The organism is Cellulomonas sp. EB106-03-03-XG116, assembly GCF_058792015.1.
On record NZ_JBYTEP010000003.1, the window covers coordinates 107,982 to 128,603 of the forward strand.

Here is a 20,622-nt window from a genome sequence, read left to right on the forward strand (position 1 = left end):
ACACTACCGAGGCCCGCCGACACGACCCTGGTGCCGCGACCGCTCCCTGGGGACCGAGCACGGCGACGCGCCTGTGGAGGACTCGGCGACCGCGCGACGGGCCGCTCCCGCCTACGCGGCCACCCGCACGTGCTCGGCCGTGGGCGTCAGTTGATGATCTCGCCCCGCTCGTCGGCCGCCAGGGCGGCGATCCGCCCGCGCCAGGACGCCAGGTCCTCGGGGCTGAGGCGCGGCCAGTCGGCGACCTCGCGCACCACCCGGAGCGGCGCGCTGCTGCGGAACGAGCGCGTGGGGTTGCCGGGGAACTTCTTGTCCGTGACGTTGGGGTCGTCCTCGTACGGCCCGGTCGGCTCGACCTCGTACACGCGGGGCTCGGCGTCCCCCGCGGCCAGCTCCGCGGCCAGGCCGGCGCCGCCGACGAGCGCCGTGAAGTACACGTGGTTCATCGTGACCTCGGGGCGGTAGTTCGACCGGAAGCCCGCGGTCAGGAGGTCGCCCACCCGGAGGTCGGCCTTGGTGCCGTGGAAGAACGGACCGGAGTCGAGCGCCTGGTTCACCCGGCCAGGGTAGGCCCGCCGCAGTGCCGCCCGGGCCGGGTCATCCCGGACCGTCGCTCGTCGCCGCGAGCAGCGGCACGAGGACGTCGCTGATCGGCGTGGGGACGCCGTGGGCCCGGCCGAGCCGCCGGACCACGTCGTTGCGGACGTCCCACTCGAGCGGTCGCCCGGCCTCGCGATCGGCCAGGATCGACGTGCCCCGGTCGACGGGCGCCGCCCGGAACGCGTCGAGGAGCCGGCGGGGCTCGTCGTCCGGCAGGTGCGCGCCCTCGGCCCGGGCGACCGCGAGGCACTCGGTCAGGTAGGCGAGCGCCAGCGCCCCGAGGTCCTCGCGCCGGAACACCCCGGACCGCCGGCCCGTCAGCGCCATGAGCCCCGCCGCCGCGTTCTGCAGGAGCTTGCGCCAGGCCTCGGTGGTGAAGTCCGCGGAGACGTCGACCGCGCAGCGGGTGCCCCGCAGGGCCTCGACGACCGCGGCGGACCCAGGCCCGTCGGGGATCGTCAGGCGCGGGTCCGCCAGGAGCCGGACGGACCCGTCGTCCTCGTGGACCGCCGGGAACCACACGACCGCCGGCACGACCTCGCCGCCCCGGACGAGCGGCGCCACGTCCTCGCGCTGCTGGACGCCGTTCTGGAGCACGCACACCACGGTGCCCGGCCCGCACAGCGCCCCCAGCCACGGCGCGGCCCCCTCGGTCTGAGTGGCCTTCACCGCGAGGAGCACGACGTCCACCGGCTCCCCGACGGCGCCGGGGTCGGTGAGGACGGGACCGGGGACGTCGACCGTGCCGCGGTCCGACCGCAGCCGGAGCCCGGCGCGTGCCCGACGCCCGGCGACCACCGGGGTCCGGCCCGCCTCGTGGAGCAGGGCGGCGACCGACGTCCCGATCGCCCCCGGCCCGACGACCGCGATCCGGGGGGCGTGCGTGAGCGTCATGGCGGCTCTCCGGGGTCGGCGGCGGGTCTCCGGCCGACGCTAGCGCGCGCCGACCGACCGCGCCGACGTCCGCGCCCGGACGAGGCGGGCCAGCCACCACGCCGCGGCCGCCACGAGCCCGGCCAGGGCGGACGCCGTGCCGCCGTCCTTCGCCGCCGCGGAGAGGACGGCCTCGACGCCCGACCCCGTCGCACCCAGGGCGCCGACGACGGCGCCCACGATCCCCGCCACGGCGACGGCGCCGACCGCAGCGACCTGGGGGCGCCCGAGCACCGGACGGCCGCCGGCGCGCCGCCACGCGACGACCCGTCGCCCCGCCCACAGCGTGAGCACGAACAGCCCGGCGGCCGTGCTGAGGTGCTGCAGCACCCGCGCGGCCGGCACCCCGGAGACGAGCGGCTCGCGCAACCAGGCCACGCGCTGCGCGAGGGCCCCGTCGCCGTGGGTGAACGCGTCCCAGACCACGTGCGTGAGCACCCCGAGGACCAGGGACGCGAGCAGCCAGGCGGCCGCGCGCGCGGTGGCTCGCTGCACCGCCCCGTCCGGCCCCTCCCCCGTGCTCCCCGCGACCAGCGCCCGCAGCGGCGCGCGCACCAGCCACCACAGCCCGAGGAGCACCGCCGCCGTCGGGACGGCCACCGTGAGCGCCCCGGGCCAGGCGTGCGTCGTCGTGGCGTTCACGAACGGCTCGTACCAGGACCCCGCCGACCGCGGCAGGGGCAGGAAGTAGGGCACGTCGGGGGCGAGCGCGCCGGCGACCAGCGCCGCGGGGACGAGCGGCCGCCGGGCGAGCGGGAGGACGGCCGCGGGGTGGGCGAGCGTGAAGGGCACCGGAGCAGCCTGCCCGCCCGGTCGCACTCCGTCGTCCTCCCGGGGTCGGACCCGCGAGGGCTCTGGTCACGACCGCGTCCGACGGCGGGTGGACGCCGTCGGGAGGGCCGCCGTGCCGCGGCGGCGAGGGGCCGGTCCGCGCAGCGGGTGCCGGACCCGTCCGGCGCGTCGCGGCCGACCGCCGCTGACACCCCGCCGCGACCGCTGCCGTCACCACGCGACGCCGGGCTCGTACGTGCCGACGGTCCACTCGCGCCCCTGCGGGTCGAGCACGCGGGCCCGGCGGGACCCCCAGGCGGTGTCCTCGGGCTCGACGACCACCCGGGCGCCGGCGGCCACGGCCCGCTCCGCGAAGGCGTCGACCTCGGCCGGCTCCCCGACCAGCAGGTAGACCCCGCCGCCCGTCGACCGGCCCACGAGCGGCGGCCGCTGGTACGGGGCGTCGTTGCTCGCCACCATCACGACCGCGTCGCCCAGCCGGACCTCGGCGTGCACCACGGCGCCCGCGTCGTCGTCCAGCCGGCGGACGACGACGAAGCCCACGGCGGCGAGCCAGTCCAGCGCCGCGGGCGCGTCGGGGTAGCTGACGTAGGCGAACAGCCGCGCGCTCATCGCGCCCACCTCCCGAGGACCGCGTGCGCCGCTCCAGGGTCCGCCGCGATCCGGCGTCAGGGCAAGCCCCCCCGCGCGTCGACGCCCCGACGTATCCATCCGGCTCCCCCATCCGTCATCGTCGGGGAGGCCGAGACACGGCCCCCGAGGAGAGGACACGATGACGACCCCGACCACCAGCACGGCAGCCGACCGCCCCCTGGACGACGACCTGGCGCGCCACGCCCGCGCCGTACGGGCGGAGCTGGTCCACGCGCTCGAGCCGCACCGGGCCGCGCTCTTCACGTTCTGCCGAGCGCTCACCCACGACGTCTGGGACGCGGAGGACCTCGTCCAGGAGACCCTCGCGCGCGCCCTGGTGACGCTCGCCGGGACCTTCGAGACGGTCGACAACCCGCGCGGCTGGCTGCTGCGGGTGGCGCACAACCTCGCGGTGGACCAGTGGCGGCGGCACCGTGCGGTCCCCGTCGCCGAGGTGCCGGAGCGCCCCGCCGCGCCGCAGCACGACCCGGGCGAGCTGCGCGACGCGCTCGCCGTGGTGGCGCAGCTCCCGCCCCAGGAGAGCGCGGTCGTCGTGCTCCGCGAGGCGTTCGGGTGCACCGCGCCGGAGATCGCGGACATCCTCGGGACGACGACGGGCGCGGTGAAGACCGCGCTGCACCGCGGCCGGCGCCGGATCGCCGCCCCCCGGCCCGTGGCCACCCGGGGCGTCCCCGGCGCGCTGCTCGAACGGCTCGCCGCCGCGTTCGCGACGTACGACGTCGACGTCGTGGCCCAGCTGTTCGCGGAGCGGTCCACCGTCGACATCGTGGGCACCGCCGTCGAGCACGGCCGTGAGGTGATCCGCGCGGGGTCGCTGACGCACATGCTCGTGACCGAGGCCGAGCAGGTCCGCTACCGCGCGGAGCCGGCGTGGGTCGACGGTCGACCGGTGCTGGCGCTGTACGAGGACGCAGCGGGCACCCGCGGACCGCTCGCCGACCTGCTCCGCGTCGAGGAGCGCGACGGCCAGGTCACCGTCGTCCGCTGGTACTACTACTGCCCCGAGGTGATCCAGCACGCGGCTCGGGAGCTCGGGGTCCCGTGGCGCACGCACGGTCACCTGGACCGCTGACCGCACGCGGGCGACCACCGGGCCCGGCCTAGGCTCGGACCGTGCTGATCTACTCGATGAGCGTGACCCTGGACGGCTTCATCACCGACCGCGCCGGCGGGTTCGGGTGGAGCGCGCCGAGCGAGGACCAGTTCCGGTTCAGCCTGGAGCAGGTCGGCGGGCTCGGCGCGTACCTGTGCGGCCGGCGGCTCTACGAGACGATGCTGCCCTGGGAGACGGACCCGCTGATGCGGGGCACGGCGCTGGGCGACGCGTTCGCCGACGTGTGGGCCGCCCTGCCCAAGGTGGTGTTCAGCCGCACGCTCGACCGGGTCGAGGGCCACGCCCGGCTCGCGACGGGCTCGGTGGCCGAGGAGGTCGCCGCGGCCCTCGCGAGCACGGACCGGGACGTGTCGGTCGGCGGCGCCGACCTCGCGGCGCAGGCGATCGCGCTCGGCCTGCTCGACGAGGTGCGGGCGTTCCGGAACCCGGTCGTCGTCGGGGGCGGCACGCCGTTCCTGCCGCCCGTCGCGGAGCCGCTCGACCTGGAGCTCGTGGACACCCGCACGTTCGGGTCGCGCGTGGTCTACGAGCGCCACCGCCGCACGTCGGACGCGCGCCGCCCCGGCCCGCGGTGACGCCCGGGCGGACGCGCGCCGTCAGGCCGGGACCATCGCCCCGCGGACCTGCACCACGAGCTCGGCCGGGATCTCGGTGAGGCCGTGGTCGTGCTGCGCGTGCTGGGCCACCTGGGCGAGGATCTCGTCCTCGGTGCCGGTGAACGCGCGGGCGCAGCCCGGGACGACGTCGCCGCAGCGGAATGCCTTCATGGTGGTGTCCTCTTCCTGGATCTCGGGCCCCGGCGGGGTCCCTCGTCTATCGGCGCCGTTCAGGTGCCGGATGAGTCGCAGAGCGCGAGCAGCAGCGTGTCGAGGGCGACGGTCCCGACGACCGACCCGTTCGCGTCGGTGCACACCAGCGGGTCCCAGCGGCGCGGCTCGGGCCGGAGCATCGCGCGGCGAGCCACCTCGGCGAGCGACGCGCTCGGGGCGACGGTCATCGCGGGCACCCAGCGACCGGCGCCGTCGCGGACCTCCGCGACCTGCCCGTTGTCCGCGAGCAGCACCTCCGCCGTCGCGCGGTCCCGCCCGGCGTGCGCCGGGCGGACGAGGCTCGCGACGTTGCCGGTGAGCGACACCCGCGAGGCGGTCGCCCGGATGTGCGCCGCGTCCTCGGCGGGCAGGGCCGTGAGCATCCGGGCCTGCGGGCGGCCGAGCGCCCACCCCTGCCCGAGGGGCACGCCGAGCCCGATCAGCGCGTCCAGCTCCCCGCGGGTCTCGACGCCCTCCGCGAGGATCCACCCGTCCATCCGCCCGACGAGGTCGCCGAACACCTCGACGAGCGCCCGCTTCACCGGGTCCGCGTCGATGCCCGTGATGAGGGCCCGGTCGAGCTTGACGATGTCCGGCCGCAGCGCGAGCAGCAGCTCGAGGCCCGCGTACCCGGTGCCGGCGTCGTCCATCGCGACGAGCGCACCCGCGGACCGCACGCGGTCGAGGACCGCCAGCGCGCGGCCGCCCTCGTCGACCCGGGTGTGCTCGGTGAGCTCCAGGACGACCCGGGACAGGTCGCCCTGCTCCAGCAGCGCGGACGCGACGTCGTCGTCGGCCAGCAGGTGCGGGTCCACGTTGACGGTGAGGAACGCGTTCGGCGGCAGGTCGGCGCGGGCCGCGACGGCCTTGCGCAGCACGCGGGCCTGGAGCCGCGGGTTCGCGCCCCAGCGCTGGGCGGCGGCGAACCACACGTCAGGGGTCGCGCGCCACGGGCCGTCGAACCGCGACAGCAGCTCGTACCCGGCGACGAAGCCGGTGGTGAGCTCGACGATCGGCTGCGCGTGCAGCACGTGCGCGGCCGGGTCGTCGAGGGCGCGACCGAGGGCGTCCTGCCAGCGGGGGTCGTCGACCGGAGGGGCCGTCGGCTCGGCGTCGATGACGGTCCTCCTCTCGCAGCACACGGACCGGCGGGGCGGCGGCGGCCGGCCCGGGAGGTCGACGGTACGGGGCGGCCAGGGCCGCGCGGCGCCCGCCGCCGCCCGCACCAGCGGTTTCACCCCGTGCGAGCCGTGGTTCACCCGGCGATCCGGGCGCCAGCGCGCCCTGGACAGCCTCGAACCGGCACTGCTTCAATGCATCACATCAATGACTCATTGGAGGACCCCGTGGCCCTGCTCGTGCTGCTCGTCCCGCTCGTCCTGCTCGCCGGCGTGGTGGTGCTGGTCGTGCACGTGGTGGCCTCGCTGCGCGGCGCCCCCGAGCCCCTCGCGCCGGCCGTCGCCCGCGCCGCGCGCCGGCACGAGGCGCTGGTCTCGGCTGTCGCGACGCTCGCGGGGGCGGGTGCGACCGTCGGCTTCCTCATGCTGCCGTCCCTGCCGCTCTCCCTCGCGGGCGGCATCCGGACCGCCGGGTACGCCCTCGGCGCCGCCACCGCCCCGTACGTCGGGGCCGTGGTGCTCTGCCTGGTCCGGGCCGTCGGCGAGCGGACGTGGCCCCGTCCCCGCGGGGACGTGCGCACCGCGCCGCTCACCCGGCGCACGGTGCTGAGCACGGGAGGGTGGCGGCTGGTGGTCCTGGCGGCCACCATCGCCACCGGGCTGCTCGCGGTCCTGCTGTACGGCGCCACCGCGACGCCGGACGGGCAGCGGGTCGCGCGCGCCGTGGTGGCCGGGGGCGACGTCGTCGGCTGGGCGTCGGCCGGCCCCTACCCGGGCTGGTACTACGGCGGGCCGATCGCCCTGGGACTCGCCGCCGTGGCGGTCGCGGCCCTGCTCTCGCTGCGCGTCGTGACCCGACGCCGTCCGCTCCCGCTCGTCACCCGCGAGCACGACGACGGCGTCCGCCGGCTCGCCGCCGCCCGGCTGCTCGCCGGCGCGCAGCTCTGGACGGGGGCGGGCGTCGGCCTGACGATGCTGTTCGCCGCCCTCGCGCTCCGCAGCACCGACCACCTCCTCGGTACCGCGCTGTCAGGGCTCGTCGGCGCGACCGCCCTGCTGGGCTCGATGGTCGTCGCCGGCACGGCGGTCCCGGGGCCGCGGAGGCGCCGCCCGGCCGTACGCCCCGCCTCGCCCGACGGGGTGGTCGCGTGACCGAGCTCCGCGTCGACCTGACGGCCGCGACCCCGGTCTACGAGCAGATCCGCGCCCAGCTCGCCGCGCTCGTCGCCGTCGGCGCGCTCAGCCCCGGGGAGCGGCTGCCGGCGTCGCGCGACCTCGCGCGGGACCTGGGTGTCGCGGTCGGGACGGTGCAGCGGGCATACCGGGAGCTGGAGGCCGCCGGGGTGGTGCACTCCCGCCGGCGGACCGGCACCGTGGTCGCGGAGTCCGCCGGGCGTGGGACGCGGTCGCGCTCGGGCCCCGACCCGCACGCTGACGGCGCGGACGGCGCCGGCGGCCCGGACCTGCTGACCGACGTGCGGGCGCTGGTCGCGCGCGCCCGGTCGGACGGGCTGGACGACGCCGAGCTCCTCCTGCTCGTGCGCGGCGCGCAGGCGGAGGTGCGCGTCAGCGGGTGAGCGCGGGCGACGTCACGCCGGCTGCCACAGCTCGACGCGGTTGCCCTCCGGGTCGGTGACCCAGCCGAACCGCCCGACCCCCTCCATGTCCTGCGTCTCCGCGGCCACGTCGGCGCCCCGCTCCCGGAGCTGCCCGAGCATCGCGTCGAGGTCACGGACCCGGAAGTTGAGCATCGTCGTCTGCTGCGGCGACCCGAAGTAGTCGGTATCCGGGTCGAACGCCGCGAACACGGTGGGGCCGGCCTCCTGGTGCCAGAGGCCGTGGGCGTCGTCGTCGATCCCGAGCAGGTCCCGGTACCAGGCCGTCAGGGCCTCGGGGTCCCGCGCCCGCAGGAAGTAGCCCCCGATGCCGAGCACCCGCTCCCGGCCCGTCACCGGCCGGCCACCACGAGCACGACCACGGCGGCGAGCAGCAGGAACGGGACGGCCTCGGCCACGAGCGCCCCCGCCGACCGGGGCGTGCGGGACGGCCCGTCGCGGAACGCCGGGGCGAGCGGGGCGTCGTCCGTGCCGGGCCGCTCGCCGAGCGTCCTCGTGTCGGTCGGGTCGTGGTCGGACATCGCTCCCCCGTCCGGGTCGGGTGGTCTCGGCTCCGAGCCTGCCAGCGCGGCGACGCCCGTGTACAGGGTGGGCGCCCGGGACTCACCCACCCGGCAGCGTCGCGATCTTGTCCTGCAGCACCCGTCGCTCCCGCGGGTTCGGGCACAGCGCGGCCGCGCGGGCGAGGTCGTCCCGCGCCTCGGCGTCGCGGCCGAGCCGCCGCAGCAGCTCGCCCCGCACCGAGGGCAGCAGGTGGGACCCCGCGAGCGCGCCCGTGGCGGCGAGCCGGTCGACGACGACCAGACCCGCCGCCGGTCCGTGGGCCATCGCGACGGCCACGGCCCGGTTCAGGTCCACGACCGGCGAGGGCGCGAGCCGGCCGAGCGCGTCGTACAGCAGCACGACGCGCTCCCAGTCGGTCGCCGCGACCGACGGCGCGACGGCGTGGCACTCGGCGATCGCCGCCTGCAGCCCGTACGCGCCCAGCCCGTTCCCCGCCCGCGCAGCCGCCGCCAGCGCGGCGCGCCCCCCGGCGGATCGCCGCCCGGTCCCACCGGCCACGGTCCTGGTCCTCGAGGAGCACCGCCGACCCGTCGTCGGCGACGCGCGCGGGGAACCGCGCGGCGGTGAGCTCCAGGAGCGCGAGCAGGCCCAGCACCTCCGGCTCGTCCGGGGCGAGGTGGGCGAGCACCCGGGCCAGCCGGACGCCCTCCCGCGCGAGGTCGGGCCGCAGCAGGTCGTCCCCGGAGGTGGCCGTCGACCCCTCGGTGAACACGAGGTACACCACGGCGAGCACCGACGCCAGGCGGTCGCGCCGCTCCGCGCCCGACGGCACGGCGAACGGCACCCGGGCGGCGCTGAGCGTCTTCTTGGCGCGGGTGATCCGGGCCTGCACGGTCGTGGTCGGGACCAGGAACGCCCGCGCGATCTCCTCGCTGGTGAGCCCGCCGACGACCCGCAGGGTCAGCGCCACCTGCGCCTCGCGGGACAGCACCGGGTGGCAGGCGACGAGCATGAGGGCGAGGACGTCGTCGCCGACCGCGTCCGGGTCGTGCAGCAGGTCGGCGTCCGGCTCCGGGCCGCCACCCGCCCCTGTTTGGCGCGCGAGCGCCGCGTACCGGTCGTCGAGCGCCGCCCGCCGCCGGAACGCGTCGACGGCGCGCCGCCGCCCCGCCGTCACCAGCCAGCCCGCCGGGTTCGCCGGGACGCCGTCCCGAGGCCAGGCGACCAGGGCCTCGGCGAGCGCCTCCTGCGCCACGTCCTCGGCGAGGGCGACGTCGCCGGTGGACCGCGCCAGGGTCGCGACGATCCGGGCGGCGCTCGTCCGCCAGACCGCCTCGACCGCGGCGCGGCCCCCGCCCGACGGGTGCGGGCTCAGAGCTGGCCCGTCGCCTCGCGCCACGCCCGCTCCCGCTGGATCCACGGGTTGTCCTGGGGGAACTCGTCGATGCTCGCGATCCGCCGGACCTCGACCTTCACCCCCGGCCACGACAGCGGGGCGCGCTTCGCCCACTCGACCGCCTCGGCCTGGGAACCGACGTCGAGGATCCAGTAGCCGCCGAACAGCTCCTTCGCCTCGCCGTACGGGCCGTCCGTGGCGACCGGCGGGGTCTGCGCGTAGTCGACCACGACGCTCTCGGTCGGGTCGTCGGACAGCCCCTCCATCGCGACGAGCACGCCGGCCGCGACCAGCTCCTCGTTGTACCGGCTCATCGTCTCGATCGATTCCTCGTACGAGGTCGCGTCGCCGGCGGGCGCCGCCTCCCCCGACGAGCGCATGATCAGCATGTACTTCACGGTCGTGCCTCCCTGGTGCCGGGTCCTCGTCCGGACCCTCTCACCCGGGAGTCGAACGGGGAACCCGTGGATCGACACCGGGCGCGACGGGATCCCTCAGCCGGCCGGTCGCCGAGCCAGGACGACGTGCTCCAGCCCCGGCCGGTCGGGCGCGCCCCGCACGTCGACGACCTCGAGGCCCGCCGCCGACAGCGACGCGCGCACCTCGTCCAGCGACCGGAACCGCAGCGTCGACGACGACGCCACCTCGCGACCGTCGGGGAACCGGAACACGGACCGGAACGAGACGAGCGGCAACGCGACCTCGGTCACGGCGAACTCCTCCACGACCCGCCCCACGCCGGGCACGTCCCGCGCCCCGGCGCCGTCGTCCGCGGCCCAGGTCTCCCACGCGCGGGCCTCCGGCCGGCGGGTCTCCAGGACCAGGTGGCCGCCCGGGACGAGCGCGTCGCGGATGCCGCGCAGGGTGGCGGACCAGTCGTCGTCGGCCAGGAACACCTGGGCGACGTTCCCGGTCATCGTGGCGAGGTCGACGGCCAGCGGTGGCAGCGTCGTGGCGTCGCCGTGCAGCCAGGTCACGCGGTCGGCACCGGGCTTGGCGCGCGCGACGTCGAGCGACGCCCCGGCCGGGTCGACGCCGACGACCTCCAGGCCGTCGCCCGAGAGCAGCAGGGCGAGCGTGCCCGTGCCGCAGCCGACGTCGAGCACCCGGCGCGCGCCGATCTCGCGCGCGACCGCACGGTACAGGTCGAGGTCCGAGCGGTCGTCGTCGAAGACGTCGTAGAGCGGGGCGAGGCGCGGGTCGGCGAAGATCGGGTCGGGCACGCCCGCCACGCTACGGACGGGCGGCGGGGTCGCGCGACGGTTTTCCGCCGGTGAACGCGCACCGCGTGCGTCAGCCGTGCGAGGGCTCCCCCGTCCCCGTGACGGTGGTGAGCAGGATCGCCGCGTCGCTGAGCGCCTCGACGCCGTGCCGGTCGTGCGTGAGCGTCGCGAGGAACCCGGTCGGCAGCGTGTCGACGCGCTCGGCGCTGGACACCGCGACGGTGCCGCGGAGCACGAGGATGCTGCCCGCGGGCGGCGAGTTGTGCTCGGCGAGCCGGGTGCCGGTGCGCAGCGCGATGACGGTCTGCCGGAGCGGTCCGTCGTGCACCACGATCTGGGCGCTCCGGCCGTGCGGGTCCTGGTGGGCGAGGTCGATCTGCTCCTGCGCGAGCTGGTGCACGTCCATGCGGGGCTCCTCCCGGCGTCGTCGTCGGTGACGCGTCCTACTCAACACGGCCGCGCGCCCGACCGCTATTCCCTGGCCCGGCACGTCGCCGCGGTGGGAGCCTCGACGGCGTGACCGACGAGGACATCTGGACCGAGCAGGTCGCCGCGCGCTACGACGAGTCGAGCGCCGCGATGTTCGCCCCCGACGTGCTGGGGCCGACGGTGGACTTCCTGGCGGCGCGCGCCGACGGCGGGCGTGCGCTCGAGCTCGCGGTCGGCACCGGGCGCGTCGCGCTGGCGCTGGCCGACCGCGGGGTGCCGGTCGCCGGCATCGAGCTTTCCGAGCCGATGGCCGCCCGGCTCGCCGCCAAGCCCGGGGCGGACCGGGTGCCCGTGACGATCGGCGACATGACGACGGCGACGGCGCCAGGGCGGTTCCGGCTCGTGTACCTGGTGTTCAACGGGATCACGAACCTGATGACCCAGGACGCCCAGGTCGCGTGCTTCGAGAACGCCGCCCGGCACCTGGAGCCCGGCGGGGCGTTCGTGTGCGAGGTGTTCGTGCCGCAGCTGCGCCGGCTCCCGCCGGGCGAGGTGGCGCTGCCGTTCGACGTCAGCGACGCGCACCTCGGGTTCGACCGGTACGACGTGGCCGAGCAGCGGCTGGTGTCGCACCACTACACGGTGGAGCCCGACGGGTCGGTGACCACCGGGCGGTCGCCGCACCGGTACGCCTGGCCGGCGGAGCTGGACCTGATGGCCCGGATCGCGGGCCTGCGCCGCACCGAGCGGTGGGCGGACTTCGCGCAGGCCCCGTTCACCGCGGAGAGCACGTCGCACGTCTCGGTCTGGCGCACCCCGGGCTGAGCCCGGGGCCCGCCGCCTCAGCGCCCCTCCGTGACCTCGCGGCGCTTCTGCTGCGCCGGGCGCGCCGGCTCCTGCGGGCCGTTCCACACCTGGATCGCGCCCCAGATGGACGCGGCGATCGGCACAGCGAGCACGGCGCCGGTGATGCCCGCGAGCACGGTGCCGATGGTCAGGGCGACCAGGATCACCAGCGGGTGCAGCGCCAGCGACCGGGCCATGACGACCGGCTGCAGGAAGTTGCCCTCCAGCTGGTTCACGAGGATCACGATGCCGACCACGATCAGCGCCTCGACCGGCCCGAGCGCCACCAGCGTGACGAGCGCCGCCAGCGCACCGGCCAGGGTCGCGCCCACGAGCGGGATGAACGCCAGCAGGAACACGAGCACCGACAGCGGGATCGCGAGCGGGACGCCCATGATCACCAGGCCGACGCCGATGCCGATCGCGTCGACGGCGGCGACGATCGCCGTGCCGCGCACGTAGCCGCCCATCGTCGACACGACGCGCCCGCCGACGCGCTTCCCGCGGCGGTAGCGCTCGCCCTCGAAGGGGCGGAGCAGGAACTCCCAGATGGTCGGGCCGTCCTTGAGGAAGAAGAACAGCACCACGACCATGAGCACGAACCCGGTGAGGAAGTTCGCCGTCGCCGACACGCCGGCGATGGCGCCCGCGCCGAAGCTGCTCGACGTGAGGAAGTCGGTCACCGCGGTGCGCGCGTCGGCGATCTGGTCGTCGGTGATCTGGATCGGCAGCCCGGTCAGCGAGTCCTGCAGCTCCCCGAAGCCGGCGACCGCCTGGTCCGCGAGGTCGTCCCACTGGTGGATCACCGAGTAGACGACCGCGGTGATGACGCCGCCGAGCACGCCGACGATCAGCACCAGCGCGATCCAGGTGGCGGCGATCGACGGCAGCCGGTGCCGGCGGAGCCAGGACACCAGCGGGTGGATCGCGGAGGCGAGCACGAGCGCGATGAGCACCGGCACCACGACGAGCGTCAGCCGGGTGATCGCGAACACCGCGACGGTGACCAGGGCCAGGAGCGCCAGGACCTGCACGGAGCGGGTGCCGATCCGGCCGAAGCCGTCCGCCCACAGCGCGCCGGCGCCCGGTCCGCGTCCGGCGTCGTCGCGGGCGACCTCCGCCGCGCGCACGGCGTCCCCGCCGCTCGGCGCCGTCGTCCTCCGTCGTCGGAACCACATGTGCCCGCCCCACCCCTTCCCGGTGTCCGTCTGCCGGGGACGGTACGGGGCGCCGACCAGGGCCGCGACCGGGCGCGCCGTGGGCGCCGGGACCGGGACCCGGGTCCACCGACCGGCGTACGCGGATCTCCACCCCGGGGCCGATGCCGCAGGCCAGCGCGCCGGGGCACAGTGGGGGCATGGCCCAGGACCGACCGCACCGCCTCGACGACGCCCGCGCCCGGCAGCGCGCCGCGATCCTCGCGCGGCGCAGCCGGGCCCGCACGCGCCTCCCGCTCGACGTCGCGCTGCGGCTCGCGATGGACCCCGCGGCGCACGTCGCGACCGGCGCCGACCGCCGCCGCTGACCCCGGCGCACCGGCGGCGGCGCGGATCGCGCCTGGCCGGGCCCCGCGCGCGGCTACGATCCCCGGCATGGGGCAGCGAGTGACCATCACCGACGTGGCGCGGGACGCGGGCGTCTCCGTCGCGACGGTGTCGAAGGTCATCAACGGCCGGTACGGGGTGGCGCAGGCGACCTCGACCCGGGTCATGGAGGTCATCGACCGGCTCGGGTACGAGTCGAGCCTGGTCGCGCGCAGCCTCCGGTCGCACCGCACGCACGTGCTCGGGATCCTGGTCGCGGAGTTCGAGCCGTTCTCCGCCGAGATCCTCAAGGGCGCGGCGGCGGCGCTCGCGGACTCCGACTCCGGCTACGAGCTGCTCGCCTACACCGGCGGTCTGCACGGGCGCGGGGCCGGCTGGGAGCGGCGCTACCTGTCGCGGCTCAGCGGCACCCTGATCGACGGGGCCGTGCTGGTCACCCCGACCGTGGTGGAGGCCGACGCCGGGGTGCCGGTCGTCGCGATCGACCCGCACACCGGCCCGACCGGCCTGCCGACCGTCGACTCGGACAACCTCGCCGGCGCGGTGCTCGGGACGGAGCACCTGCTGGGCCTCGGGCACCGGCGGATCGCGTTCGTCGGCGGCCGTCCCGACCTGGAGTCGTCCCGCCTGCGCGAGCAGGGGTTCCGGCGGGCGATGGCCGCCGCGGGGGTGGCCGTCGACGAGGTGCTGGTCCGCGAGGGCGACTACCGCAAGGAGCCGACGCGGGAGCCGGCGCGCGAGCTGCTCAGCCTCCCGGACCGCCCGACCGCGGTGTTCGCGGCCAACGACCTCTCGGCGATCGCGACGATCGAGGTCGCGCGCGAGCTCGGGCTGGCCGTGCCGCGCGACCTGTCGGTCATCGGGTTCGACGACATCCCGGAGTCCGCGCAGACGGACCCGCCGCTCACGACGGTGCACCAGCCGATCCAGCGCATGGGCGCGGCCGCGATCGCGCTGCTCACCGCGCTGCTCGACGGCGGCGAGGCGCCGGACCCGCACGTGCGGCTGCCGACGTCCCTGGTCCGCCGCGGCTCGACCGCCCCGCCGGCCTGACCCGGACGCCGGTCAGGCGCCCGGGGTCCAGGTGTACGGGGCGCCCGCGGCGATGCGCACGTACTCCCCCGCGCCGCCCATGCCGCCGACCAGGCGGTCGGCCAGCGCGCGGCCCGGGTCGGACAGGATCGCGTCGTGGATCGGCGCGGCCACCCGCGGCCGCACGGCCCGGACGTAGTCGATCGACTCGGCGAGCTTGAGCCACGGCCCGGCGACCGGCACCAGCAGCAGGTCGACCGCGGTCCCGGCGGGCGGCGGCGTGAACGAGTCGCCCGGGTGCAGCAGCGCACCGTCGACCAGGTACGCGACGTTGTGCGCGCGGGGCACGTCCGGGTGGATCACGGCGTGCCACTCGCCGACGGCGCGGACGGAGAACCCGGCGGCGTCGAACGCGTCCCCGTCGGCCGCGGCGTGCACCCGGTCCGCGGGCGCGCCGGCCTCGGTGAGCTGCGCGACCACGCCCGCGGGCGCCCGCACGAGCAGGCCCGGTCGCGCCCCCAGAGCGGCGGCGAGGCGCGCGACGTCCACGTGGTCGACGTGGTCGTGGGTGACGAGGACCGCGTCGGCGTCGTCGAGGACGGACGGGTCGCTGAACGAGCCCGGGTCGAGCACCAGGCGCCTGCCGTCGCGCTCCAGGCGGACGCAGGCGTGGCCCCAGTGGGTGATCTCGGTGGCGCGGGCGGGGGTGCTGTCGGTCATGGGGTCAGCATCACCCCAGGTGGGCGCGGCGTCGAGCCGGGCGGTCCGGCGGGGCGGACGTGATTCCGCGAACCGGTGACGGCCCGTTACCGTGTGCCCCGTGCTGGTGCTGGGAGTGTGCTCGCTCAAGGGCGGCGTGGGGAAGACATCGGTGACGCTCGGGCTGGCGTCCGCCGCGCTGGAGCGCGGGCTGCGCACGCTGGTGGTGGACCTCGACCCGCAGGGCGACAGCACGCTCGCGCTGGCGACCGGCGCCGCCGAGGCCGACGTCGCCGGGGTGCTCGACTCCCCCACCGCGGAGACGATCGCCGCCGCCACGGCGCCCAGCGCCTGGGCCGAGGCCGGCCTGGACGTGCTGGTCGGCTCGGCCGCGTCCTCGCGGCACGACGCCTACGACGGCGCGGACGCGGACGTCGACCGGCTGCGGTTCGCCCTGGCCTGGGTGCACGACTACGACCTGGTCCTGGTCGACTGCCCGCCGTCGCTCGGCGGCCTGACCCGCACCGGCCTGACGGCCTGCGACCGCGCGGTCGTCGTGACCGAGCCCGGGCTGTTCTCGGTCACGGCGGTCGGGCGCGCGATGAGGACCATCGACGACCTCCGCCGCGGTCCCGCGGGTCAGCTCCAGCCGCTGGGCGTGGTCGTGAACCGGGTCAAGGCGCGGTCGGTCGAGCAGGCGTTCCGGCTCGACGAGCTGCGCGGGCTGTACGGCCCCCTGGTGCTCACGCCCTTCGTGCCCGAGCGCGCGGCGCTGCAGCAGGCGCAGGGCGCGGCGCAGCCGGTGCACGCGTGGCCGGGCGCCGGCGCGCGCGAGGTCGCGGGGGCGTTCGAGGAGCTGCTGGACCGCGCGCTGCGGGCGCCGCGCACCTGACGCTCAGCCCGCGGCGGGCGCCCCGCCCGCGCAGCCGCAGCTGGCGCGCGGGATCAGCCGGGTCGGCAGCGTCCGGAACTGCGACGCGGCGCCGGGGTCCGCGACCCGCTCCTGCAGCAGCTGCACGGCGGTGCGCCCCATGTGCTCGAACGGCTGCCGCACCGTCGTGAGCGCGGGTGTCGTGAGCCGGCCGGCGAGGATGCCGTCGAACCCCGTCACCCGGACCCGCCCCGGCACGTCGACGCCGTGCTCCGCGAGCACGTCGAGCACCACGAGCGCCGCCTGGTCGCTCTGGCAGACCAGCGCCTCCGGGAGCCGGTCGGCGGCGGCCAGGTCGGTGAGCGCGGCGAGCCACTCGGTGGATGCCAGCCCCTCGTGCCCGGGGCCGGGCGCGGGACGGTCCGGCAGCAGCGCCGCGACCGCGTCCCGGAACCCGGCGAGCCGCTCGGCGAAGTCGTACATCGACCCCTCCCCGACGAACGCCAGGTCGCGCACGCCGTGCACGCGCACCAGGTGCTCGACCAGGCCGGTCATCGCCGCGCGGTTGTCGACCGCGACGTGGCTGAACGACGCGTCCGTGCCGGGCGTGTTGAACGCGACCAGCGGGACCGACTGCGCGATGGCGTGCACCGCGTCCAGGCTGTGGGTGCCCGGGAAGATCGCGAGCCCGTCCACCCGCCCGGCGATGTCGTACATCGCGGCGCCACTGGGCGCGCCGGAGGCCAGCAGCAGGGCGCGCCCGTTCTCCCGGCACTCCAGCGCGAAGCCGCGCTCGACCTCGTCGACGTAGAGCGGGAACACCCGCGGGTCGCCCTCGGGGACGGCCGCGGCCTCGAGCGGCACCGGCGCGGCGGCCCCGTCGGCGTCGGCCAGCATCATGTCGAACGAGTACAGGCCGAACGCCCCGGTGGCCCCGTGGGCGAGGCCGCGGGCGCTGGCGGACGGGACGTAGCCGAGCTCGCGGGCGGCGTCCATGACCGCCCGGCGGGTGCCGGCGGCGACGCGCCCGGGCTGCCGGAACGCGAACGAGACGGTCGTGATGGACACCCCGGCGCGCTCGGCGACGTCGTACACGGTGGGTCGGCGGGCCACGCGGGAACTCCTCGACGGCGAGTGGCGGCGAGCGGGTGCGCCGCGCCCAGGACCGGGTTGACAGCGCCAGTCTACACGCTTAGATTCCGGTTCTTGTAATGCGCATTACACGCATTCGAGCCAGCGCTGGCGCAGGCCGACCCGCGCGCCGTGGCGCGGGCGCAGACGCCCGTTCAAGGAGGAACACATGACCCGACGTACCGTGCGGCGCGCCCTCGTCGCCGCCACCGTCACCACCCTGGCGCTCGCGCCGGTCGCGGCCTGCGGCCGGTCGGACGACGCCGGTGGCGGCTCCGCCGAGGCCGGCTCGGTCGCCGAGGAGGCCACCGGGGAGATCGAGATCTGGGCCGCGGCCGGCAACGGCGACGCGCTGCGCACCCTCGGCGAGCAGTTCACCGAGGACAACCCGGACGCCTCGATCAAGGTCACCGAGGTGCCCTGGGGCGAGATCATCACGATGAACCAGACGGCGGTGGCCTCGGGCACGGGCCCGGACATCGTGATGACCGGCGCCGACCAGACCGCCTCGGTCATCGCCATGGGCGGCCTCGCGCCGGTCCCCGAGGGCGTGTTCGACGAGGACGACTTCTACCCCGCCGCGGTCGCGTCCGTGACCGGCGAGGACGCGCAGTACTCGGTGCCCTGGTACGTCGAGACCCGGTTCCTGTTCTACCGCGCGGACCTGGCGGCCGAGCTCGGCTACGACGCCCCGACCACCTGGGACGAGCTCGAGGAGCTCAGCGGCGCGCTCGCCGCCCGCCCCGGCGGCGAGTTCGGGCTGAGCCTCCCCCGCCCGATCGAGAACCCGGCGCAGGTCATCGTGCCGTTCGTGTCGCAGGCCGGCGGCGCGGTCAGCGACGGCGACTCCTGGACGTTCGACACCCCCGAGTTCGTCGAGGCGCTCGACTTCTACAAGGGCTTCTTCGACCGCGGCGAGGCGCCGCTCTCCGAGACCGAGGCCACGTTCGAGAACGGCGGCTCCCCGCTGCTGATCTCGGGCCCGTGGATGGTCGGCACGTACCAGGACCTGATCGACACCGGCGCCGCGCCCGAGGGCTTCACCGAGGACTCGATCGGCTACGTCCCGCTGCCGGCGGGCTCCGCGAACAACGACTCGTACATCGGCGGCGGCAACCTCGGCGTGTTCGCGTCGTCCGACAACCAGGACTCCTCCTGGCTGTTCCTGCAGTGGCTGCTCGAGGACGCGCAGCAGAAGTCGCTGTTCGACCTCGCGGGCTCGTTCCCGTCCCGCGTCGAGTCGGCCGAGTACGCGCCGATCGACGAAAGCCCGGTGATGTCGGTGCTCAAGGAGCAGATGCCGAACACCGTCGAGACCCCGAGCTACCCGTCGTGGTCGCAGATCGCCGAGCAGATCGGCATCTACGCCGAGCGCGTCGCGCACGGCGAGGTCACGTCGGAGGAGGCCGCGAAGGCCATCCAGGACCAGGCCGACCAGATCGGCTTCGGCTGGTGACCAGCACCACCATCGAGCGGCAGACGCCGCCCGCGACGTCGCGGCGGCCGGGGAAGAGCGTCTCCCTGGCCGCCCGGCGCCGCCGGACCGCCGTCGTCGCCTGGCTGTTCGCCGCGCCGTTCGTCCTGTCGTTCGGCGTGTTCGGGCTCGTCCCGCTGCTCAGCTCGTTCGGGATGGCCTTCACCGACCTGCGGGTCAACGACATCCGCACGCCGTTCGCCGTCGACTTCGTCGGGCTCGGGAACTTCGCCGAGGTGCTGTCCGACACGACGTTCCTGCGGGCCCTGCGCAACACGCTCGGCTTCGTGGTCGTCGGCGTCCCGCTGTCGCTGTTCTCGGCCCTGGTGCTCGCGGTCATGCTGAACGCGCTCGGCCGCCGCGCCGCGACGTTCTTCCGGGTCGGCTACTACACGCCCGTGGTGACGACGATCGTCGCCGTCGCGGTGGTGTGGCGGATCATGTACCAGCCGAACGGCCTCATCAACTCGCTGCTCGCCGACATCGGCATCGACGGGCCGAACTGGCTCGGCGACACCCGCACCGCGCTGCCGGCCCTGACGCTCATGGCCGTGTGGCGCAGCATCGGCTCGAGCATGGTGATCTTCCTCGCGGGCCTGCAGGCCATCCCCTCCGACGTCAAGGAGGCGGCGATGATGGACGGCGCCTCGACGGTCCAGCGGTTCTTCCGCATCACCATCCCGATGATGATGCCGACGATCCTGCTCAACGCGATCCTCACCACGACCGGCTTCATGCAGTTCTTCGACGAGCCGTTCGTCATGACCAACGGCGGTCCGCTGCAGTCGACGACGTCCATCGCGCTGTACGTGTTCAACCAGTTCCAGTGGGGCAACTACTCCGTGGGCGCGGCCGGCGCGTACGGGCTGTTCGCGATCATCAGCATCTTCGCCATCATCCAGTTCCGGTTCTTCCGGCAGAGGACATGACCATGAGCACCTCGACCCCCCTCGCGCCGGCGACGACCGCCGTGCCGATCGCGCCCGTCGTGCGGCAGCGCCGTCGCCGCCGCCCCACGCCGGGCCGGATCGCCCTGCTCGCCGTCCTGTCGGTCGGCCTCGCCGGGACCCTGCTGCCGTTCGTCTGGATGATCCTCGGCGCGTTCAAGACCAACGCCGAGATCATGCGCCGGCCCATCACCTGGTGGCCGCAGGCGCCGACGCTCGACAACTTCCGCGCCTGGTTCTTCGAGTTCGACATGACGCGGTACTTCGTCAACTCGGTGTTCCTGGCCGTCGTCTCGGTCGCCACCACGCTGCTGTTCTGCTCGATGGTCGGCTGGGCGCTCGCCAAGCTGGAGTTCCCGGGCAAGAAGGTGCTCATCACCGTCGTGCTGGGGACCATGTTCGTGCCGGGCATCGTCACGCTGATCCCGCAGTTCGTGCTGGTCGCGAACCTCAACATGGTCGGCACCTACTGGGGCATGATCCTGCCCGGCATGGTCGGCGCGTTCGGCGTCTTCCTCATGCGGCAGTTCATGCTGGAGATCCCCGACTCCCTGCTCGACGCGGCGCGCATCGACGGCGCCGGCGAGTTCCGGATCTTCGCGCGGATCGTGATGCCGCTGTGCCGCGCGCCGCTGGCGACGCTCGCGATCTTCACCTTCATGGGCTCGTGGAACGGCTTCCTGTGGCCGCTCATCGTGTCCCAGCGCGACTCGCTGTACACCCTGCCCGTCGCCCTCGCGCTGTACACCAGCCCGACCGGCGACAAGGGCGCCGAGTTCGGCCTCCAGATGGCCGGCTCCGTCCTCATCATCGTGCCGGTCCTCGCGGTGTTCATCGCCATGCAGAAGCACTTCGTGCAGGGCATCGCCATGACCGGCATCAAGTAGGAG

The 20,622-nt window shown here is 75.7% G+C and carries 25 protein-coding genes and 1 pseudogene; 11 read left to right on the forward strand and 15 right to left on the reverse strand.

The features are described 5' to 3' along the window. Positions 1 to 146: 146 nt before the first annotated feature. From arr to AC3WUG_RS02505, 4 genes are all read right to left on the reverse strand, one after another. Entirely contained in the window at positions 147 to 557 is a 411-nt protein-coding gene (gene arr, locus AC3WUG_RS02490) for an NAD(+)--rifampin ADP-ribosyltransferase (protein ID WP_492326195.1), read from the reverse strand. A 40-nt stretch (positions 558 to 597) separates the two neighbouring features. Next, complete coding sequence (locus tag AC3WUG_RS02495; RefSeq protein WP_492326196.1) at positions 598 to 1,494, reverse strand: oxidoreductase; 897 nt, start codon at positions 1,492 to 1,494, stop codon at positions 598 to 600. Positions 1,495 to 1,533: 39 nt separating this feature from the next. Further along, positions 1,534 to 2,325, reverse strand: coding sequence for a DUF4184 family protein (locus AC3WUG_RS02500; protein ID WP_492326197.1), 792 nt, complete (start codon positions 2,323 to 2,325; stop codon positions 1,534 to 1,536). 210 nt (positions 2,326 to 2,535) lie between these two features. Continuing rightward, complete coding sequence (locus AC3WUG_RS02505) at positions 2,536 to 2,937, reverse strand: VOC family protein (RefSeq protein WP_492326198.1); 402 nt, start codon at positions 2,935 to 2,937, stop codon at positions 2,536 to 2,538. A gap of 160 nt (positions 2,938 to 3,097) precedes the next feature. Between AC3WUG_RS02505 and AC3WUG_RS02510 the strand changes: the two genes are divergently transcribed. Further along, positions 3,098 to 4,051: a sigma-70 family RNA polymerase sigma factor gene (locus AC3WUG_RS02510; protein WP_492326199.1), complete on the forward strand. Its 954-nt coding sequence runs from the start codon at positions 3,098 to 3,100 to the stop codon at positions 4,049 to 4,051. 41 nt (positions 4,052 to 4,092) lie between these two features. Then, complete coding sequence (locus tag AC3WUG_RS02515; protein ID WP_492326200.1) at positions 4,093 to 4,668, forward strand: dihydrofolate reductase family protein; 576 nt, start codon at positions 4,093 to 4,095, stop codon at positions 4,666 to 4,668. Between the two features lie 21 nt (positions 4,669 to 4,689). Here the strand turns inward: AC3WUG_RS02515 and AC3WUG_RS02520 are convergent, their stop codons facing one another. Both AC3WUG_RS02520 and AC3WUG_RS02525 read right to left on the reverse strand, forming a co-directional pair. Next, positions 4,690 to 4,860, reverse strand: a complete 171-nt coding sequence (locus AC3WUG_RS02520; protein ID WP_492326201.1) for a DUF1059 domain-containing protein — start codon at positions 4,858 to 4,860, stop codon at positions 4,690 to 4,692. Between the two features lie 59 nt (positions 4,861 to 4,919). Continuing rightward, positions 4,920 to 6,140: an EAL domain-containing protein gene (locus AC3WUG_RS02525; protein WP_492326202.1), complete on the reverse strand. Its 1,221-nt coding sequence runs from the start codon at positions 6,138 to 6,140 to the stop codon at positions 4,920 to 4,922. A 108-nt stretch (positions 6,141 to 6,248) separates the two neighbouring features. On the opposite strand from AC3WUG_RS02525, the gene AC3WUG_RS02530 reads away from it, so the two are divergent. Together AC3WUG_RS02530 and AC3WUG_RS02535 are read left to right on the forward strand one after the other, a co-directional pair. Continuing rightward, positions 6,249 to 7,172, forward strand: coding sequence for a hypothetical protein (locus AC3WUG_RS02530; RefSeq protein WP_492326203.1), 924 nt, complete (start codon positions 6,249 to 6,251; stop codon positions 7,170 to 7,172). Then, positions 7,169 to 7,597, forward strand: a complete 429-nt coding sequence (locus AC3WUG_RS02535) for a GntR family transcriptional regulator (RefSeq protein ID WP_492326204.1) — start codon at positions 7,169 to 7,171, stop codon at positions 7,595 to 7,597. Before AC3WUG_RS02530 ends, AC3WUG_RS02535 begins: the two co-directional genes overlap by 4 nt. Before the next feature lie 12 nt (positions 7,598 to 7,609). Here the strand turns inward: AC3WUG_RS02535 and AC3WUG_RS02540 are convergent, their stop codons facing one another. The 6 genes and pseudogenes from AC3WUG_RS02540 to AC3WUG_RS02565 all read right to left on the reverse strand — a co-directional run bounded on the left by AC3WUG_RS02540 (position 7,610) and on the right by AC3WUG_RS02565 (position 11,165). After that, positions 7,610 to 7,972, reverse strand: a complete 363-nt coding sequence (locus AC3WUG_RS02540; RefSeq protein WP_492326205.1) for a VOC family protein — start codon at positions 7,970 to 7,972, stop codon at positions 7,610 to 7,612. Further along, entirely contained in the window at positions 7,969 to 8,157 is a 189-nt protein-coding gene (locus AC3WUG_RS02545) for a hypothetical protein (protein ID WP_492326206.1), read from the reverse strand. The genes AC3WUG_RS02540 and AC3WUG_RS02545 overlap by 4 nt, the downstream gene beginning before the upstream one ends. An 82-nt stretch (positions 8,158 to 8,239) precedes the next feature. Then, positions 8,240 to 9,515: pseudogene (locus AC3WUG_RS02550) on the reverse strand (RNA polymerase sigma factor). Then, positions 9,512 to 9,934: a YciI family protein gene (locus AC3WUG_RS02555; protein ID WP_492326207.1), complete on the reverse strand. Its 423-nt coding sequence runs from the start codon at positions 9,932 to 9,934 to the stop codon at positions 9,512 to 9,514. Before AC3WUG_RS02555 ends, AC3WUG_RS02550 begins: the two are co-directional and overlap by 4 nt. A 96-nt stretch (positions 9,935 to 10,030) precedes the next feature. Next, positions 10,031 to 10,759, reverse strand: a complete 729-nt coding sequence (locus tag AC3WUG_RS02560) for a class I SAM-dependent methyltransferase (protein WP_492326208.1) — start codon at positions 10,757 to 10,759, stop codon at positions 10,031 to 10,033. A gap of 70 nt (positions 10,760 to 10,829) precedes the next feature. Next, positions 10,830 to 11,165, reverse strand: coding sequence for a cupin domain-containing protein (locus AC3WUG_RS02565; RefSeq protein ID WP_218705208.1), 336 nt, complete (start codon positions 11,163 to 11,165; stop codon positions 10,830 to 10,832). A 110-nt stretch (positions 11,166 to 11,275) separates the two neighbouring features. Between AC3WUG_RS02565 and AC3WUG_RS02570 the strand changes: the two genes are divergently transcribed. Next, on the forward strand, positions 11,276 to 12,013 hold the full coding sequence (locus AC3WUG_RS02570) for a class I SAM-dependent DNA methyltransferase (RefSeq protein ID WP_492326209.1): 738 nt from the start codon (positions 11,276 to 11,278) through the stop codon (positions 12,011 to 12,013). Positions 12,014 to 12,030: 17 nt separating this feature from the next. On the opposite strand, the gene AC3WUG_RS02575 is transcribed toward AC3WUG_RS02570, so the two are convergent. Then, positions 12,031 to 13,164 carry an AI-2E family transporter gene (locus tag AC3WUG_RS02575; protein ID WP_492326210.1) on the reverse strand — a complete coding sequence of 378 codons (1,134 nt, stop codon included), beginning with the start codon at positions 13,162 to 13,164 and terminating at the stop codon, positions 12,031 to 12,033. A 227-nt stretch (positions 13,165 to 13,391) separates the two neighbouring features. Between AC3WUG_RS02575 and AC3WUG_RS02580 the strand changes: the two genes are divergently transcribed. Both AC3WUG_RS02580 and AC3WUG_RS02585 read left to right on the forward strand, forming a co-directional pair. Beyond that, positions 13,392 to 13,559 carry a hypothetical protein gene (locus tag AC3WUG_RS02580; RefSeq protein ID WP_492326211.1) on the forward strand — a complete coding sequence of 56 codons (168 nt, stop codon included), beginning with the start codon at positions 13,392 to 13,394 and terminating at the stop codon, positions 13,557 to 13,559. 67 nt (positions 13,560 to 13,626) lie between these two features. Continuing rightward, complete coding sequence (locus AC3WUG_RS02585) at positions 13,627 to 14,631, forward strand: LacI family DNA-binding transcriptional regulator (RefSeq protein ID WP_492326212.1); 1,005 nt, start codon at positions 13,627 to 13,629, stop codon at positions 14,629 to 14,631. A 12-nt stretch (positions 14,632 to 14,643) separates the two neighbouring features. Here the strand turns inward: AC3WUG_RS02585 and AC3WUG_RS02590 are convergent, their stop codons facing one another. Next, a complete protein-coding gene (locus AC3WUG_RS02590) occupies positions 14,644 to 15,330 on the reverse strand; it encodes an MBL fold metallo-hydrolase (protein WP_492326213.1) in 687 nt (228 codons plus the stop codon). Positions 15,331 to 15,430: 100 nt separating this feature from the next. Here AC3WUG_RS02590 and AC3WUG_RS02595 point away from each other — a divergent pair, with 100 nt between their 5' ends. Then, complete coding sequence (locus tag AC3WUG_RS02595; RefSeq protein ID WP_492326214.1) at positions 15,431 to 16,201, forward strand: ParA family protein; 771 nt, start codon at positions 15,431 to 15,433, stop codon at positions 16,199 to 16,201. A gap of 3 nt (positions 16,202 to 16,204) precedes the next feature. On the opposite strand, the gene AC3WUG_RS02600 is transcribed toward AC3WUG_RS02595, so the two are convergent. Further along, positions 16,205 to 17,293 carry a LacI family DNA-binding transcriptional regulator gene (locus AC3WUG_RS02600; RefSeq protein ID WP_492326215.1) on the reverse strand — a complete coding sequence of 363 codons (1,089 nt, stop codon included), beginning with the start codon at positions 17,291 to 17,293 and terminating at the stop codon, positions 16,205 to 16,207. 187 nt (positions 17,294 to 17,480) lie between these two features. Here AC3WUG_RS02600 and AC3WUG_RS02605 point away from each other — a divergent pair, with 187 nt between their 5' ends. Genes AC3WUG_RS02605 through AC3WUG_RS02615 form a run of 3 tightly spaced genes read left to right on the forward strand, consistent with a single transcriptional unit; the run spans position 17,481 to position 20,619 of the window. Next, complete coding sequence (locus tag AC3WUG_RS02605) at positions 17,481 to 18,767, forward strand: extracellular solute-binding protein (RefSeq protein ID WP_492326216.1); 1,287 nt, start codon at positions 17,481 to 17,483, stop codon at positions 18,765 to 18,767. Further along, complete coding sequence (locus AC3WUG_RS02610; RefSeq protein ID WP_492326217.1) at positions 18,764 to 19,714, forward strand: carbohydrate ABC transporter permease; 951 nt, start codon at positions 18,764 to 18,766, stop codon at positions 19,712 to 19,714. Before AC3WUG_RS02605 ends, AC3WUG_RS02610 begins: the two co-directional genes overlap by 4 nt. Before the next feature lie 2 nt (positions 19,715 to 19,716). Further along, complete coding sequence (locus tag AC3WUG_RS02615) at positions 19,717 to 20,619, forward strand: carbohydrate ABC transporter permease (RefSeq protein ID WP_492326218.1); 903 nt, start codon at positions 19,717 to 19,719, stop codon at positions 20,617 to 20,619. The last annotated feature ends 3 nt before the right edge of the window (positions 20,620 to 20,622 follow it).